At 66.0% G+C, this 15,088-nt stretch carries 15 protein-coding genes and 1 pseudogene; 7 read left to right on the top strand and 9 right to left on the bottom strand.

Annotation, left to right across the window (positions count from 1 at the left end):
* Positions 1-243, top strand: coding sequence for a hypothetical protein (locus ABLE91_RS25690; RefSeq protein ID WP_348935394.1), 243 nt, complete (start codon positions 1-3; stop codon positions 241-243).
* A 451-nt stretch (positions 244-694) separates the two neighbouring features.
* On the opposite strand, the gene ABLE91_RS25685 is transcribed toward ABLE91_RS25690, so the two are convergent.
* The gene (locus ABLE91_RS25685; RefSeq protein ID WP_348935393.1) at positions 695-826 is read right to left on the bottom strand and encodes a hypothetical protein; all 132 of its coding nucleotides are present in this window, start codon (positions 824-826) and stop codon (positions 695-697) included.
* Between ABLE91_RS25685 and ABLE91_RS25680 the strand changes: the two genes are divergently transcribed.
* From ABLE91_RS25680 to ABLE91_RS25670, 3 genes and pseudogenes are all read left to right on the top strand, one after another.
* Entirely contained in the window at positions 807-2,381 is a 1,575-nt protein-coding gene (locus ABLE91_RS25680) for a DUF4832 domain-containing protein (protein ID WP_348935392.1), read from the top strand. The two genes, ABLE91_RS25685 and ABLE91_RS25680, sit on opposite strands and share 20 nt — an antisense overlap.
* Positions 2,382-2,969: 588 nt before the next feature.
* Positions 2,970-3,110: pseudogene (locus tag ABLE91_RS28990) on the top strand (protein adenylyltransferase SelO family protein); the annotation flags it as partial.
* Between the two features lie 279 nt (positions 3,111-3,389).
* Positions 3,390-4,109, top strand: coding sequence for a LysR family transcriptional regulator (locus ABLE91_RS25670; protein ID WP_510182003.1), 720 nt, complete (start codon positions 3,390-3,392; stop codon positions 4,107-4,109).
* A gap of 75 nt (positions 4,110-4,184) precedes the next feature.
* On the opposite strand, the gene ABLE91_RS25665 is transcribed toward ABLE91_RS25670, so the two are convergent.
* The 6 genes from ABLE91_RS25665 to ABLE91_RS25640 form a co-directional block, all read right to left on the bottom strand.
* Positions 4,185-4,943: an alpha/beta fold hydrolase gene (locus tag ABLE91_RS25665; RefSeq protein WP_348935391.1), complete on the bottom strand. Its 759-nt coding sequence runs from the start codon at positions 4,941-4,943 to the stop codon at positions 4,185-4,187.
* Positions 4,944-4,991: 48 nt separating this feature from the next.
* Positions 4,992-6,008 (bottom strand): zinc-binding alcohol dehydrogenase family protein, encoded by a 1,017-nt coding sequence (locus ABLE91_RS25660; protein WP_348935390.1) that lies wholly within the window; start codon positions 6,006-6,008, stop codon positions 4,992-4,994.
* A gap of 44 nt (positions 6,009-6,052) precedes the next feature.
* Positions 6,053-6,553 (bottom strand): cupin domain-containing protein, encoded by a 501-nt coding sequence (locus ABLE91_RS25655; protein ID WP_348935389.1) that lies wholly within the window; start codon positions 6,551-6,553, stop codon positions 6,053-6,055.
* On the bottom strand, positions 6,550-7,647 hold the full coding sequence (locus ABLE91_RS25650) for an L-dopachrome tautomerase-related protein (protein WP_348935388.1): 1,098 nt from the start codon (positions 7,645-7,647) through the stop codon (positions 6,550-6,552). Before ABLE91_RS25650 ends, ABLE91_RS25655 begins: the two co-directional genes overlap by 4 nt.
* A gap of 1 nt (position 7,648) precedes the next feature.
* Positions 7,649-8,569, bottom strand: coding sequence for a DMT family transporter (locus tag ABLE91_RS25645; protein ID WP_348935494.1), 921 nt, complete (start codon positions 8,567-8,569; stop codon positions 7,649-7,651).
* 138 nt (positions 8,570-8,707) lie between these two features.
* Entirely contained in the window at positions 8,708-9,694 is a 987-nt protein-coding gene (locus ABLE91_RS25640) for a zinc-dependent alcohol dehydrogenase family protein (RefSeq protein ID WP_348935387.1), read from the bottom strand.
* A gap of 129 nt (positions 9,695-9,823) precedes the next feature.
* On the opposite strand from ABLE91_RS25640, the gene ABLE91_RS25635 reads away from it, so the two are divergent.
* From ABLE91_RS25635 to ABLE91_RS25625, 3 genes are all read left to right on the top strand, one after another.
* On the top strand, positions 9,824-10,723 hold the full coding sequence (locus tag ABLE91_RS25635; RefSeq protein WP_348935386.1) for a LysR substrate-binding domain-containing protein: 900 nt from the start codon (positions 9,824-9,826) through the stop codon (positions 10,721-10,723).
* Between the two features lie 258 nt (positions 10,724-10,981).
* Positions 10,982-11,470, top strand: coding sequence for a GlcG/HbpS family heme-binding protein (locus tag ABLE91_RS25630; protein WP_348935385.1), 489 nt, complete (start codon positions 10,982-10,984; stop codon positions 11,468-11,470).
* 118 nt (positions 11,471-11,588) lie between these two features.
* Positions 11,589-12,707, top strand: a complete 1,119-nt coding sequence (locus tag ABLE91_RS25625; protein WP_348935384.1) for an L-dopachrome tautomerase-related protein — start codon at positions 11,589-11,591, stop codon at positions 12,705-12,707.
* Positions 12,708-13,197: 490 nt separating this feature from the next.
* Here the strand turns inward: ABLE91_RS25625 and scpB are convergent, their stop codons facing one another.
* Together scpB and ABLE91_RS25615 are read right to left on the bottom strand one after the other, a co-directional pair.
* Entirely contained in the window at positions 13,198-13,905 is a 708-nt protein-coding gene (gene scpB / locus ABLE91_RS25620; RefSeq protein WP_348935383.1) for an SMC-Scp complex subunit ScpB, read from the bottom strand.
* 1 nt (position 13,906) lies between these two features.
* On the bottom strand, positions 13,907-14,854 hold the full coding sequence (locus ABLE91_RS25615) for a DUF1403 family protein (protein WP_348935382.1): 948 nt from the start codon (positions 14,852-14,854) through the stop codon (positions 13,907-13,909).
* Positions 14,855-15,088 lie beyond the last annotated feature (234 nt).

Below are 15,088 nucleotides of genomic sequence, written 5' to 3'. Positions count from 1 at the left end.
GTGAGTCAGGCTCCGGTAAAGCTGCCGATCGAGACCATTAATCTGGTCGGCCCTGACACGTTTATGGGTCCGGAATTGGCGGCGATCTGGTCGGAGGTTCTGGGTCGCCCCGTTGCCTATGGCGGAGATGTCAGCGACGGTATTATCTCGGACGCATGCGACGTCGAGTGTTATACAAAGATCCTGGACCGCCCGGTGCACTCCTATCGTGACTTCGCAGTCGAGCTCGCCTCCGCGGCGTGACGATCGAGCAGCTGTTCGCCGTCATCACAGCATGACGCGGCGAATAGCCGGCTCATACCACCGAAGCGGACACCGGAACCGGCTCTCGATCGGGGATTCGGCACAGGTCGGAGCAAAGCCTTACCGAAGCGGCCTTCGAAGCCATCCCAGGCAGAGTGTACTCTGGCAAGGTCGCCGTGTTCGCAGACGCTGTCGCCGAGGGCAGGTGCAATCGGCAGGTACGCTCATCAATCTAAAGGATAGAGCCAAATCGGCGGGCGACGTACTCGTGCGCATCGATCTAAACGACGACATTCAGAAACTGGGTCTGCCGCCGGGAGCTGTGGCACAGGTCGCCGGTCTACAGCGATCATTGGTGGTCGGTGGTGATCCGCCGGATCCTGTTACGGATGAAAAGTTGGCTGAACTATGTTCTTTGATCCGCGATGAGCTAGGGTCAGGACATCGTTGATCACAGCCAGAAAATGACGGTGGCGCCGAGCGCGATGGGGGAAAAGACGGCGCCCGGACGCGCGATTTTCCCCCCGACGCCGGTGCGCCAGGCCGTAGGATGGCGACCATCGATGACGATGGGAATCACCATGGTGTGCCAGCGCCTTCTCTTCGCTCTGTCCGGTCTCATCCTCTCCGGCCTCGCCTGCTTCGCAACCGCCCCGCTGCTCGCGGGCCCGGCCGAGGCGCAGGCCATCACCTGCCCCGGCCCCGGCGCCGGCCCCACCGGCGCGCGGCAATGCCGCTACCGGTTCGATGCCGCCACCTATTATCCCACCCCCGAGGGCGGCCCATGGATTCATGTGGACCTGCTCAGCATCACCCAGGAGCGCCTCCAGGCGATGCACGACGGCACCACCAACTTGCCGGTCTTCCCCGGCGCCGGCGCGCCCCCGCTGCCGCCGCTCGGCATCGTGCACGCCTATATCTGCCTGAGCAGCAGCCCCTCGCCCGCCAACAACTGCCCGAACAACGGGACGCTGGGCGCCAGCGGCACCACCTCCAACGGCACCACCTGGAGCATCCCGGAGCAGTTGAAGGACAAGCTGGCCCTGGTGCGGGCGTCGGGCCTGAAGGTCATCCTGCGCTTCATCTATAATTACGGCCCGGCCAGCGTGTTCGATGCCGGCGACAGTACCTGCAGCGGCGCCACGAGCGTGCCGCCCGACCGCTTCATCTCCGACATCCTCACCGACATGCAGGCGGTCTCCACCGTGGTGCTGGAGAATGCCGATGTGATCTATGCGCTGGAGGCCGGCTTCATCGGCTTCTGGGGCGAATGGCACAATTCATCCTGTAGCGAGAACGCGACGCCGGATGCCCACAATATCTTCCTCGACCAGTTCCGGAGCACGTTCCAGTCGCGGCTCAATCTGGAAGTGCGCTATCCCTATGTCCTGCTCGACTACGCCAAGCACAAGGGCAGCGCGCCGCCCAACTACAGGGCGCTCGGCCTCGGCATCCATAACGATGCCTTTGCCTCCAGCCCCGACGACCTCGGCACCTTCACGGCGAAGGAGGGTTATTCCTCCGGCGAGCTCCGGGCTGCGGCCCAGGCCGCCGGCGCGGCGCTGACCACCACCGGAGAATTCGCGCAGCTCTATTCCACGCGTCAGGACTGCCAGCCATTCGTCAGCTACGCCCGGCGCTATTCGCTCTCGAGCCAGAACATCCAGAGCTTCTCCAGCGTCCTTGAGGGGTGGTATGACAGCAAGCCGCCTTGCTATGCGCAAATCATACGCGCCATCGGCCCGCATCTCGCCCTGGACAGGGCGGCCTTTTCCCCGGCCGGCATGGCGCCTGGCCTTGGACTGACCGTCCACATGAGCCTGCGGAACTTCGGCATGAGCCGGTTCGCTCGCAACCGGCCGATCCTGCTCTATGCACGCAAGACGACCGGCGGCGCCCCGTTCCAGATCGGCACGATGAAGGGAGACCTCACCCGGCTTGAGCCGAACGGCGCCGCGCCGCTGCTGCTGACCGGCAGGGCGCGGTTTCCGGGCCGAGGCAGCTACGAGCTCCTGCTCCGGCTGCCCGATCCGCACCCGAGGTTGGCGGGACGGGACGAGTATGCCTTACCGGTGGAGAATGTGGGGGTGGGCGATGTCCTTCCCGGCTACGGCCTGCTGGGGCGGATCACCTATTAGGCGGGGGGCGGTGCGGCGGGGCCGGCGGCGCGGTGCTCCGCCAGGGCGTCCCGCAGGGCCGTGGCCAGATCCTCCTGGCGCGGCCTCGGCCGTCGGCGCATCACCGCGTCCGGCTACTGGAAGAAGGGCGAGATCAACTTCCGCGATCGCGAATTTTCCGACCTTGACTCCTGGCCGGAAAACGGGCCTTCGGCTTCGCGCCTTTTTCATCGCTCGGGGCGGTCGTGTTCCTGCACGATCAATTGGGGAACGACAACCCTGGCCGTCGTCGCATTCCTTTGCGAACCCCCGTCTTTCTCGCGGCGCGGTCCGCGGCCACTACCATCTGCCGCTGTCCCTGACCTCCCGCTAGCACGAGCGAAACGTCATCCGGCGGCGCGGCCGCGCCAGCCTTCCGTCCCACCCGAATCGGCCGACTAGGTCGGAAGGAGAGAGCAATCACGTTCTGCCGCGTTGCTTCGCTTTGAAAGCCCAGCGTCTCAGGCGGGCTCGATGAGGTCCGGGTTAAGCCGGGCGACGGCAACCGCGGGTCATCGTGAGGAGCCTTCGAGGAGCGGCCATTGACATCGGGAAGCGCGTCACAGCGTGATGAACACCGACAACATGGCGAGTTCGGGTGAGACCATCGATTACGGCCCCTGGGCCTTCCTGGACACCTACGATCCGGCAAAGGTGTTCAGTTCGATCGACGAGTTCGGCCGCTACGCCTTCGGCAACCAACCCCGCGTCGCAGCCTGGAACCTGGCGCGGCTGGCCGAGGCCCTGCTGCCCCTGATCGACGAGAACCGGACCGGGCGGTCGCGGCTGCGCAGGAGGTGCTCGTCGGTTTCAAGGAACTGTTCGAAGAGGCCCACTTGCGCCGGATGCGGGCGAAGCTCGGGCTCACCACCGAAAAGCCCGAGGACGCCGGGCTTGTCGAGGATATCCTGGAGGCGATGCGCGAGGGACAGGCGGACTTCACCCTCACGTTCCGAAGCCTGTCACGGCTGCCCGCAGATGAAAGCGCTCCTGCCGGGTTGGCCCCGATCCGAAGCGTCTCGAGGCCTCGTACGACCGGTACAAGGTCCGCCTGCTGCGGGATCCCGTCTCCCCGCAGGGAGGGCGCGCGCCAGGCGGCTTCGCGCCCTGGAGGAAGCGACCGGCGCCGCCTTGTTCCAGCGGACCCGAGACGGCTTCGTCCTGACCGACGAGGGGCAGGCGATGTTCGGGCATGCCGTCCGCATGGAGGACGAGGCACTCTCCATGCAGCGGGAGCTCGCCGGCAGCGCCGGCAGCCTCGAAGGGTTTCTGCGCCTGTCCTGCTCCGACTGGTTCGCGACCACGCTGCTCGCTCCGGTGCTGGCGGAGTTCGCAGGCCTCCATCCGAAGGTCACGGTCGAGCTGTTGACCGACACTCGGATCTACAGCCTCGCGCAGCGCGAGGCGGACCTTGTCATGATGGACGCGGCGTTCGGGGGAATGCCGGATGTCGGGTGGGCAAGACGCATCCTGCCTAACGCGACGATCGTATCCCGCAGCAACAGCCGCGAGGTGCAGGCCCGGCTCTGCGCCCTCGGTGCGGTGCTGCCACGCCCGCTCGGGGACGGCACGCCGGGGATCGCGCTCGTCGACCTCGGCGAGCAGCCCCCCGCCCCCGAGACCTGGATAGGCTACCATCGGGACCTGCGGAGGCTGCCGCGCCCGAGGGCGCTCCTCGACGTGATCATCGCGCGAATCGCGCGCGACTAATCCCGCCTGCCGCGCGACCTGGCGCCTGTCCCGCACCCTTGGCATCGCGCGGCGGCATTCGGCAGCGCCGATCCCTTACTTCGTCAAAGCGGCGTCGATGATCGCCGCCGCCACTTCCTTGGGATGGCTGAGCGCAGCGGCATGGTCGCTCTCGATGAGCGTCACTTTCGCCTTGATCTTCTGCGCCATCGCCTCCTGAAGTGCCGGCTGGATCATCTGGTCCTTGGCCGTCAGCACAAACCAGCTCGGCTTGGTCATCCAGGCGGCATGCTGGACCTTCTCGCCGAAGCTCGCCGCCTTGATCGGCCCCTGAGTGGCGATCAGAAGTGCCTGCTCGGCCTTGCCGGCCTGCGGGGCGAAGAACTCGCGAATGCCCTTGGCACTCAAACGCGCGAAGCCGTCCTTATCGGCGACCACCTCGGCAAGCCCCGGCGCTGGCGGGAACTTGCCGGCCAGCTCCTGGAAATTGGTGTTCTCGTCATTGGCAAAGGCGGTGACATAGACGAGCGTCTTGACCTTGTCCGCCGTGCCCGCCTCGGTGATCACCGAGCCGCCCCAACTGTGCTCCACCAGCGTCACAGGTCCCGACGCGCGGGCGATCGCACGCTGTGTGGCGGCGACGTCATCCACGAGCGACGTCAGCGGCAACTGGACGGCGATGACTTCCAGCTTCCTCTCTTCCAGCAGTGGGATGACCTTGGCCCAGGAGGAGCCGTCGCCGAATGCCCCGTGGACGAGTACGACGGAGCCGGTCGCCTGAGCGGCGGCGGATGAAATGGTTGCTGGAGCCGCGGCGGCGATCAACGTGAGCGCCGCGAAGGCGACAAGCGGCATGGTCCTAAACATAATGGGAATTCCCTTCGATGAAGATGGAGGTGGGGTTCAGCTCGGGAAGCCTTCGAGCACGACCTTCCCACGCGCCTGCCCCCCTTCGAGGAAGGCATGGGCGCGCTTCAGGTTTTCCGCAGTGATGGGGCCAAAGTGCTCCGCGAGGGTGGTCCGGATCGTGCCGGCGTCGACGAGGCGGGCGACTTCATCGAGGAGATGCGCCTGCTCGACCATGTCGGCGGTCTGGTACATCGGCCGCGCGAACATGAGTTCCCAGTGGATGGACACCGCCTTGTTCTTGAGCGGCACGATATCGAACGTCGCGGGATCGTCGATCAGCGCGAGACGTCCTTCGGGCGCAATGAGCTGGGTGATCTCCGGCAAGTGAGTGTCGGTGTGCGTGGTCGAGAAAACGAAGCCCGGCGCCGAAAGGCCGGCCGCCCTAATTTCCGCGAAGAGCGGCTTCCTGTGGTCGATGACGTGATGCGCGCCGAGCTCGGCAACCCATTCGCGCGTGTCCTGGCGCGATGCGGTGGCAATGATATCGAGGTCGGTGAGCCGCCTTGCCAATTGCACCGCGATCGAGCCGACGCCACCGGCGCCGCCGATGATCAGGAGGCTATTCGCGCCGGGGACGGGACGCTTCACATCGAGCCGGTCGAACAGCGCCTCCCATGCCGCGATGCTGGTGAGGGGGAGCGCCGCCGCCTCCGCCCAGCCGAGCGTGCGAGGCTTGTGGCCCACGATCCGCTCGTCGACGAGATGGAGTTCCGCATTCCCGCCGGGACGCGTGATGTCGCCCGCGTAGAACACCTCGTCCCCCGGGGTGAACATCGTCACCTCTGGCCCGATCTCGGCCACGATACCCGCGACGTCGTAGCCAAGAACCTTCCATTCGCCGGCCCGCGGACGCGAACTGGCACGAAGCTTGGTATCGGCCGGATTTACCGAGATGGCGCGGACCTCGACGAGGAGGTCGCGGCCGGTGGGCCGGGGGCGCAGCAACTCGATATCGACGAGGGAATCCGGCCGGTCGATTGGACCTGGGCCGGTGTAACCTATTGCGCGCATGTGTGTCTCCGATCTCCGCCGGCGGGGAATCCGTTCGCGAGGGTTCAGGGCTCGCTCGGCGGCACCGCCGCCGCGGCCGAGGCGCGACCGTCCAGCCAGTCTTGTCGGGCGGGGGCAAAGAAATCGATGTCGATGGTGTCTTCCGTGCACACGAACTCATGCGGCACGTTGGGCGGAATGACGAGGATCATCCCAGCCGTCATCACGAACATCTTGCCCTGCGAGTAGACTTCGCAGCGCCCCTGGGTGATCCAAGTGATCTGCTCGTAGACGTGGTGATGAAGTGCGAAGATCCCGCCCTTCTTCACGATCCATCTGACGAAGGTGGTTTGAGATCCGCTGAGGAACTGCCGCTGCACCAGCGGCGAGATCTGCTCGACAAGCTGCTCATCTAGATCGTACAGCGTCGGCAGGACGGCCATGTGGCCGCTGACGCTCGGGATGATGCCGCGCCCCGGCGCCTCGACGACCGCCGGAGGCGCGGTGAGCGCCGGGGCCGGCACCCTTTGCGTGGGTGCGGCGGCGCTGGAAATCAGGGCGCTCATGGCTTCAGTCCCAGGTCGATGCGGAAAAGCTGGATCGGCCACCGGGTCTTCGGCGTGCCGGCGTTGAACAGCGCCACCCGGTCCATCTGGGGTACGGGCAGCCACATGGCGCCGGCCTCGTCGATGAAAGGCGCGTCCACCCAGTGAAGGCGCGGATCCCTGATGATGGTCGTCACAGTGCCGTCGGGTGCGCGCCGCTTCAGCGCGTCCTCGGCGAGATCGGTGAAATAAAAGTCGCCGCTCGCGGCCATGGCGGTGCCGCCGACCGGTGGGATGTCGGCCCAGGCCTCGACCTTCGCCGCAAGTTCTGCTGGGCTCAGGGAAGGATCGTCGAGCCAGCGCGTCTCGATGCGCGACCAAGGCCCCGTCAGCGGGCCAAAATAAAGCCACGCACCGTCGGGGGAGAGTTCGAGCGGATCGCTGTGAACACGCAGAGGCGAGCCGTCCGGTGCCTTCAGCACGGCGCCATCGAGAATGATCGGCCGGTTGGTGGGCGCAGTGGTGGAGGAATGATCATCCAGCACCCGTCGAGCCTCGCCGGTGACGGTGTTGAGGACGATCAGGCCAGGACGGCCGGCATCGGTCAGGTAGCCGATGTCGCCCTTGATACGGATGTCGTCGACATAGCTGCCGTGCTTGGCGATCCCGGGCCCAAGTGGATAGGCGCGGACGACGCGGTTGGTGGAGAGGTCGATCTTCACCAGTTTGGCGGCGCCGGGCAGCGGATCACCGCCGAAGTCCGGGCAACCCGTATCGATCACCCAGAGGTTGCCGCTGCGATCCAGATGGATCGCATTGATGTTGACGAAGGCGTTCACCGTCTCCGCCCCCGGCCGCCAGCCGTTCCATTTGTCGTCCGGATAAGGCTGAGGCCGGCCTCGCCCATCGATGAAGGCGAGCGCGGGTCCTTTCGAGCCGGTCCAGCGAGGACCAGCAACGAATATGCGCCCGCGGTCGACGGCGACGGCATTCCAGATCATCTCCGGACTTTCGGCGACCACGGTGAGCGCCGGCGCCGCCGGTTGAGCAAACACCGTGGGAGCGGCCAGGAACGAGGTGCTCGCGAGGAGTGCGGCCAGCAGGGACGACTTCATCTCAGCCTCTCGTGAGGGGGAGGGAGGACGGCTGCCGCCCCGCCTTCGGGATAGATCGGGAGGAGCCAGCCAGCGCGGCAACGGCGATGCCGGCGAGGATGGCAAGGGAACCGGCGGCGAGCCCGATGGTCAGCGGCTCGCCAAACAACGCCACCGATATGGCGACACCGGTGACGGGCACCCCGAGCATCGCGGTGGACATGGTACCGGCGGGCAGCCAAGTGCTCGCGGCATTGACCGCGCAGAAGCAGAACGCCGTGGCGAGAGGTCCGACGAAGAGCAGGATGGCCCAGAAGCTCATGGAGCCGTCCCCGGTGAACGGCCCCTCGGTGTAGTTGGCCCCCATGGCAAGCAGGCCGGCGGCCAGCAACATCTGCCATGGCGCCAGTTCGAATGCCGAGGACGGGCTGCGAAAATAGCGCAGATGCAATATGCAGAGCGCCCAGCACAGCGAGGCCACGAGCAACATCGCATTGGCGCCGACAGCGCGGCCGCTGGTCCAGTCGATGGTTGCCGGGTTCAGCAGGATGGCGACGCCCGCGGCGCAGATCGCCACGCCCGCGACCATCCGGCCCGAAACCCGTTCGCCGAAGAACAGTAGGGAGGCGGGCACGACCCAGAGGGGCGTGACATAAGAGAGCATTGCCGAGCGGCCGGCGGGCAGATGTGTCATCGCGGCCGCGCCGAGCGCCGTGAACGCCATCATCTGGAGCAGTCCGACCGAGGCGATGAACGGCCCGTCGCCGCGACGCGGAAGACGAATCTCTCCGCGCATTGCCTGCCAAGCAAGCAGGCTGAGCGCGCCCGAGGCGAAACGCAGGCTGGAGAACCACAGCGGCGTGATGTGCTCCAAGCCGAGCTTCATCACCGGCCAGTTCGCGCCCCAGATCGCGATGGCAGCGACGAGCGCGACGAAGCCCATCTTCGACGATGTCGCCCGCGGCGGCGGCCATGATGGCCGCTCAGCGGCGCGCAGAGTGCAGTTTGCGACCGTGCCGACGCACGGCCCTTCGAAGTGAAGACGCATGGGTGTGTCCTTGCCGCCCACGAAGAGGCGATCTCAGCTGATATCGATGAGGATCTTTCCGGTGGCCCGCCCGGATTCGAGGTGCCGGTAGGCGTCCGGTACCTGATCAAGCGCGAAGCGCCGTTCATCGATAAGCGGGCGCAGCCCGCCGGCCTCCACAAGTCCACCGAGCTCGCGCAGGATGCGGCCATGACGCTCGAGGCCGATGCCATAGAGCATCGGGATCATGACGAAGACGATGCTGAGCGACAGCGACTTGCCGTGCATCGGTGTCAGGTCGTTGGTGCTGCGGCCGGCCGTGCCGGCAATCCGGCCATAGAGCGCGGCCGCCTCGAAGGACTTGTCCAGATTTGCACCGCCGACGGTGTCGATCACGACGTCGAAGCCGCGCCCCCCGGTGAGGCGCTCGACGTATTTCGCGACCTGCTCGCGGGTAAAGTCGATCGTCTCGTCAGCTCCGAGCGAGCGCGCGAGCTCGGCTGCCTCCTCCGACGGGACGGTTGTGGCGACGCGCGCGCCGCGTGCCTTGGCAAGCTGAACGCCGACATGTCCCACACCACCCACGCCCCCATGGACCAGCACATGGTCCCGGTCCGTCGCCGCGGCGCGATCCAAGGCATCCCAGGCGGTGATCGAGACGAGCGGCAAGGCCGCGGCCTCGCGCATGGAGAGATTGCGGGGCCTGGGCGCAACAAGGCGAGCATCGGCCAGGATACATTCTGCGAGCGCGCCGCCGTCCTGACCCTTCACGCCGCCGGCAAAGCCGTAGACCTCGTCACCGGGACGGAAGTCGGCCACGCCCTCGCCGACAGCGACCACCTCGCCGGCAAAATCCGACCCGAGTATGGCGGGTAGTTCCGGCCCGATCGGCAGGCCCTCGCGGATCCGCACATCGATCCTATTAATCGCCGCCGCGGCAATCCGCACGAGCAGCGTTCCGGGCCGGATGATGGGCCTTGCCACCTGCCGGAGCTCAAAATTCTCCGGGCCACCATGGGCTATGAGAACTTGAGCCTGCATCGATCGCTCCTGCCGTTTCTATTGACGCCAGGAAGCTAGGGGCGGATTATCCATAAGAGAAACGCATTGTTCAAATAGCAGCAATTTGCATCTCAGCTAGATTGCTTCGCTGGAGAAATGGGTGCACCCATGCGCTATCCCGATCTTGAGATCGATCTGCTGCGCGCCTTCGTGGCGGTCGCAGAGACGGGCAGCTTCACCGCGGCCGCCGAAGTGGTGGGCCGCTCACAGTCGGCAGTGAGCCAGAAGATATTTCGTCTGGAGGAGGTGCTGGGGCGGCGCTTGTTCGAGCGTACCAGCCGCTCGCTGAGCTTGACGCGTGATGGCGAGACCTTCCTTGTTTCCGCAAGGCGAATGCTCGAACTCAACGACCTGACAATGCGCGGTCTGCTGGACCCGGCGCCGATGGGGAGCCTGCGGCTCGGCGTTTCGGAGGATTTTATCCCGAGGCAACTCCCGGCCGTGTTGGCGCGTTTCCGGCGGCTCTACCCACAGGTCCAACTGGAGCTGAAGACCGGGCTGAGCTGTGACCTGCTCGACGCCTACGACGCGCAGGGGCTCGACGTTGTCATCGCCAAGAAGGACGGGCGGGCCCAGCGCGGACGGGTGATCTGGCGCGAACCGCTGGTGTGGATGGCGGCAGCCGACTTCATGCCGGACATCTCTCAACCCGTGCCCCTCGTCCTGCTGGCGCCGCCCTGCACCTATCGCGAGGTCATGGTGCGTGTGCTGGATGAGGCACGGCGGGAGTGGTTCGCCGCATGCACGGCCTCGAGCCTCATGGGCGTCCAGGCGGCCGTCGCGGGCGGGATCGGAGTCACCGTGCTCGGACGCTCATTCGTGCAGGATGGCATGCAGGTCCTGCAGTCGCCTGAGCACTGGCCGCCCCTGCCGACGACCGAGATCGTTCTCCTGGGCGAGGAAACGGCGCAGTCTGACCTGGTGCGGCCGCTGCTGTCTTATCTGACCGAGAGCCTGTCCACGTCGAGAGCCCAGTCGGACTACGCGACCCTACTGCGATGGCACTAAACGCTATGGCGGTTATGGGCTCCTCCCTGCAATTGGGGCCCGATGCCCTGCGGCTCGCCCAATGGGATACGGCATCATTAATTCGTACGCCCGATTGCTGTTATTAATACTATGCGTTTTCGAATGCAGCGACTTTCGATCATATGATTTGAGGCGTTGTTGTCCTGCTCTTCGGGCAGCGCGTTTGCACATATACGATGTCATTGTTGACGCGTTGTGTATGCGATCACGCTCCAACGCCGCCGATGCCAGTGTCCATTGCTGCACGGCGATGTTCTCGATCAGAGGTGCTGCCGGATGGAAACTGGTGAACTGCTGCAAACGACCCGACAGCTAACCTACGCGGCGGCTCTGATCGGCGTTTCCGCCGCCGTCGCGAAATGCCGGGAGATCGGCGCGCCGGAATGTATCGCCATTGTCGACGCCGCGGGTCAGCTTCTCGCCTATGCGCGCGTCGAAGGGGCGGCCGTGCTGGCGCGGGATCCGGCGATCGCCAAGGCCGCCACCGCCGCCGCTCTCGGGACGCCGAGCGGCACCATTCCCTTCGAGTTCGGCGTCAATCTTGGCGTCGCCAGCCGGGATGCGATCGTCAATCTCGGCGGCGGTCTGCCGATCGTCCATGAGGGATGCGTTGTTGGTGCCGTCGGTGTCGGCTCCGGCACGACGGAGCAGGACATCGCTGTAGCGGAAGCCGGCCGCGACGCCGTGCTCGCAGCGCTGGCGGATCACCCGCCGCTCGCATCCTAACCCGGAGTCGCCCATGCCCTTTTCCAGGCGTAGCATGATCCTGTCGGCACTCGTGTCGACGGTTCCGATGAGCCTCAGTTTCCGCCCGGCACTATCTCAAACCCGAGGAGACGACGGCATGAAAGCGAATATATCGGCCGGCAACACCCCCGCTTACGCAAGCGATCGGACCATCGGCCACATCGAGCCGGTATCTGAATTCTATGACGCCATGCCGACGGGTGTGAGCGTCGCCGCTGATGGGCGCATCTTCGTCAACTATCCCCGTTGGGGGGATGACGTGCCGTTTACCGTTGCCGAGCTTCGGGGCGGCAAGGCCGTCGCGTATCCCGATGCGGCGATCAACGTCTTCGATCCAGCAAGGCCCGATAAGACACTGAGCAGCGTCCAGAGCGTCGTTGTTGATCCGGCGAACCGTTTGTGGCTGCTCGACACGGCTGCGCCTGGCTTTGCCAGGCCAGTTGAGGGCGCCGTCAAGCTGGTCGCCGTCGACCTTGCGACCGACAAGGTGAGCCGCACGATTGTCCTTTCGGGTCCTGCCATCCTCCCGACGACCTACGTGAACGACGTGCGTTTCGACCTGCGCAAGGGCAAGGCCGGCGTCGCGTACATCACCGACTCCTCCATCAGCGGCCCAGGCGGCATTATCGTCGTGGATCTCGACAGCGGCGAGAGTTGGCGAAAGCTCAGCGGCGATCGTTCAACCTCCCCGGACGCTCAGTTCATTCCCGTCGTGGAAGGTGAGCGCTTCGCGATCCGGGACAAGGGCAAGCAGCCAAGCTCGCTGACCGTTGCCTCCGACGGCATCGCCCTCTCGGCCGATGGCGAGACGCTCTATTACTGCCCCCTTTCGAGCCGACACCTCTATTCCGTTCCCACGGCGCTCCTCTTGGACCGCTCCATACCGGACAAAACGATCGCTTCCGCTGTCATCGATCTCGGCGAGAAGGGGGCTTCCGACGGGCTCGAGGCGGATGACCGGGGCCGCATCTATGCCGGTGACTATGAACGCAACAGCATCAGGCGCCGGAATACGGACGGTGAATGGACGACCATCGCCCATGACCCGCGCATCCTGTGGCCCGACACGCTCTCCGTCGCTGCGAACGGTTATCTGTACTTCACCGCCAATCAGTTGCACCGACAGCCGCAGTTCCATCAAGGCGAGGACTTGCGCGAGAAGCCGTACGTGCTGTTCCGCATTCGAATCGATGCCGGACCGGTGCTGTTGAAATAGACGCTGCGGGGATGCGCGCGGGCCAATGGCTCCCTAAAGCCGCAGCTCGCTCATCACGTGGCCGGTCCGGTCATATTTATGGGGATGCTTCGAGCTCGCGAAGCGCCCGCTCCGCCTCGCCGTATCGCAGGAGGGTAAAAATCCCATCGTCGATCCGCGGGAGCAGGCTCACCTTGCAGACCACTCACACGCGATGTCGACGCTACCTATTCTCAGGCACCATTTGGCTTGCCCTCGCGAACCGTTCCCGGGGCCGCTCCCTTGGCGATCGAGACGCTAGGCCGGCCATGTGCCGGAACCGGCGAACAGCTTTGTCCGACAGCCAAGGGCGGGAGCCAAAGCTCCATTTTAGATTTATCTCGTAGGGACGAAAAAACTTCGAGAGGGCACCTAGCGGTCCTGGGAGAGATCTCTTTGGCAAAGCCGTGAGCCGTCCGCGTCTTCAACCCTGCGTGGGTGTTTTTGGCAAAGGCCGTGGGCTGTCTTCCTCTCAGGCCTCGTCCGTGTCCGCCGGCTCATCGGCGCGGTCGAACGCGGCGTCGTCCGCCTCTTCTTCCACCGCAAGTCCGAAGGGCAAAAGATCCCCCGCCAGCGCCCGCTCCTTGCTGAGCAAGCCGGCATCCTCAAGCGCCGCCATATCCGGCAGGTCACGCAGGGTGTCGAAGCCGAAGTGGCTCAAAAACTCTTTCGTCGTCACGTAGGTGTAGGGCGCCCCCGGCACCGGACTGCGCGGCCCGGCGGCGATGAAGTCGAGGCCGCGCAGATGGCCGATGGTGTCGCGGGAAATCTCCTTGCCGAAGAACTGGCCGAGCTCGCCGCGGGTGATCGGCTGGAAGTAGGCGATCGCCAGCAGCACCAGTTGCTCGGACTTGGACAGCGGCTTGGGATCGGCGGTGCCAAGCCCCGTCGCCACTTGGATCGCTTCCGCAAACCCCTTCCTGGTGCGGTGCTGCCAACCGCCGGCGACCGCCACCAATTCGTAGGGCCGGCCGCGCAATTCGGCACGAAGGTCGTCGATGAGGAGGTCGAGGCTGCACTCGCGGCCGACGACGCGGGCCAACACCTCGCGTGTCACCGGCGCGGGCGCGGCGAAGATCACCGCTTCCACCCGGCCCATCCATTCGCGCCAGCGCAGTTCCGGCGGCAGGTGCGCCAGCTCGGTGTCGAAGGGTTCGGATGCGCGCGGGCGGCGGGCCATGTCACAGCCCGAACAGCTTGAACTGCGGCCGGCCGGACAGCTCGCGCACCGCGCCGAGCGCGACCAGGCGGTCGAACAGCCGCCGTGCCGCCCAGCGCGACAGCGCGTCGGTCTGCAGGGTGCCGGGCACGACGTCGTCGTCCAGCAGCCGCCGCACCGCGTCGCCAGCGCCCTTGGCACGCAGCTTGGGCACCACGGCTTCCAGCCGGGCGGCGCGCGGCGCGATCTCGGCGGCCAGCCGGCAGGCGCGGACGGCACCCTGCGCAGCGGCGACGCAGACCGTGGCGTCGAGACCGTCCGCGTTCGGAGGAAGCTCCCCTCCCCGCCCCGCCCGGCGCACACCGCCGGCGTTCGCCATCAGCAGCGGCACCGGCAGCGGCCAGCGCAGTCGCAGCGCCAGCACCTGGTCGGCGAGCCACCAGCCGAGCAGCGGGGCGCCCGGCTGCGCGGCATCGACGGCGCGGACGATCGCAGCGGCCGCCAGCGGCGCCGGCCGGCTGCCGGCAAGCAGTCGCTCGATCTCCACCGGGAGAGCAGCCAACCGAGCGCCCCAGCTGACGCCCAGCAGCGCACACACCGACTGGAGCGCCACGGTGTCGACGCCTGGCGAACGCTCCGCGAGCCGACGCCACGCGACCAGCAGGCGACCGGCCGGCCCGGGATCGTCGCCCGGCGCGCACAGAACCCAGGCGTCGCGGAGCGCGTTCTCGTCTTCCGATCGACCGGCTTGGCGGCCGGCCACGACGGCGCATTGGAGGGCCAGCCGGGCGCGCCAGGCGCCGGCCCAGGTGGGGTCCGCGCGCACCAGATTGTCCAACGCATTCAACGCCGCGCCGGCGAGAAACGCGGCCTCGACCGGGTCCGGTACCGGGCCGCGCGGGACCGCCCAGCTGGGGACGGCCGGCACTCTCTGAGGTGCTTTAGAGTGGGGAATCGGCGCGAGATCCATGTGCCGAGCCTAACCGCGTCGTGCGGTTTTAGCTACCGGAGTTCAACTTAACCGCACGCCATGTCGGAAGAAAAGAACGTCCGATAATCTTGCATTATCGGACGTTTTTCACCTTTATATGGAAGAGCGCCGCGGATGCAGCAAAAACACCCCTCCCGGGGCACGGAAATCGGCGCATTGACGTGTCGGAGTCGGATCTTATATAGCTAGACAGTCTAGCTAGAAAGGTGTGCG

It is taken from the genome of Aquabacter albus, assembly GCF_040049275.1.
Taxonomy (GTDB): domain Bacteria; phylum Pseudomonadota; class Alphaproteobacteria; order Rhizobiales; family Xanthobacteraceae; genus Aquabacter.
This window is presented reverse-complemented; position numbering and strand designations above follow the sequence as displayed.

What these genes read in the sequence shown, in the direction of transcription:
- ABLE91_RS25680 (WP_348935392.1), top strand. Translation starts at nt 807, where the DNA reads ATGACGATGGGAATCACCATGGTGTGCCAGCGCCTTCTCTTCGCTCTG.
- ABLE91_RS25685 (WP_348935393.1), bottom strand. Translation starts at nt 826, where the DNA reads ATGGTGATTCCCATCGTCATCGATGGTCGCCATCCTACGGCCTGGCGC.
- ABLE91_RS25665 (WP_348935391.1), bottom strand. Translation starts at nt 4,943, where the DNA reads ATGCCGCTTGTCGCCTTCGCGGCGCTCACGTTGATCGCCGCCGCGGCT.
- ABLE91_RS25660 (WP_348935390.1), bottom strand. Translation starts at nt 6,008, where the DNA reads ATGCGCGCAATAGGTTACACCGGCCCAGGTCCAATCGACCGGCCGGAT.
- ABLE91_RS25655 (WP_348935389.1), bottom strand. Translation starts at nt 6,553, where the DNA reads ATGAGCGCCCTGATTTCCAGCGCCGCCGCACCCACGCAAAGGGTGCCG.
- ABLE91_RS25650 (WP_348935388.1), bottom strand. Translation starts at nt 7,647, where the DNA reads ATGAAGTCGTCCCTGCTGGCCGCACTCCTCGCGAGCACCTCGTTCCTG.
- ABLE91_RS25645 (WP_348935494.1), bottom strand. Translation starts at nt 8,569, where the DNA reads ATGGGCTTCGTCGCGCTCGTCGCTGCCATCGCGATCTGGGGCGCGAAC.
- ABLE91_RS25640 (WP_348935387.1), bottom strand. Translation starts at nt 9,694, where the DNA reads ATGCAGGCTCAAGTTCTCATAGCCCATGGTGGCCCGGAGAATTTTGAG.
- ABLE91_RS25635 (WP_348935386.1), top strand. Translation starts at nt 9,824, where the DNA reads ATGCGCTATCCCGATCTTGAGATCGATCTGCTGCGCGCCTTCGTGGCG.
- ABLE91_RS25625 (WP_348935384.1), top strand. Translation starts at nt 11,589, where the DNA reads ATGAAAGCGAATATATCGGCCGGCAACACCCCCGCTTACGCAAGCGAT.
- scpB (WP_348935383.1), bottom strand. Translation starts at nt 13,905, where the DNA reads ATGGCCCGCCGCCCGCGCGCATCCGAACCCTTCGACACCGAGCTGGCG.
- ABLE91_RS25615 (WP_348935382.1), bottom strand. Translation starts at nt 14,854, where the DNA reads ATGGATCTCGCGCCGATTCCCCACTCTAAAGCACCTCAGAGAGTGCCG.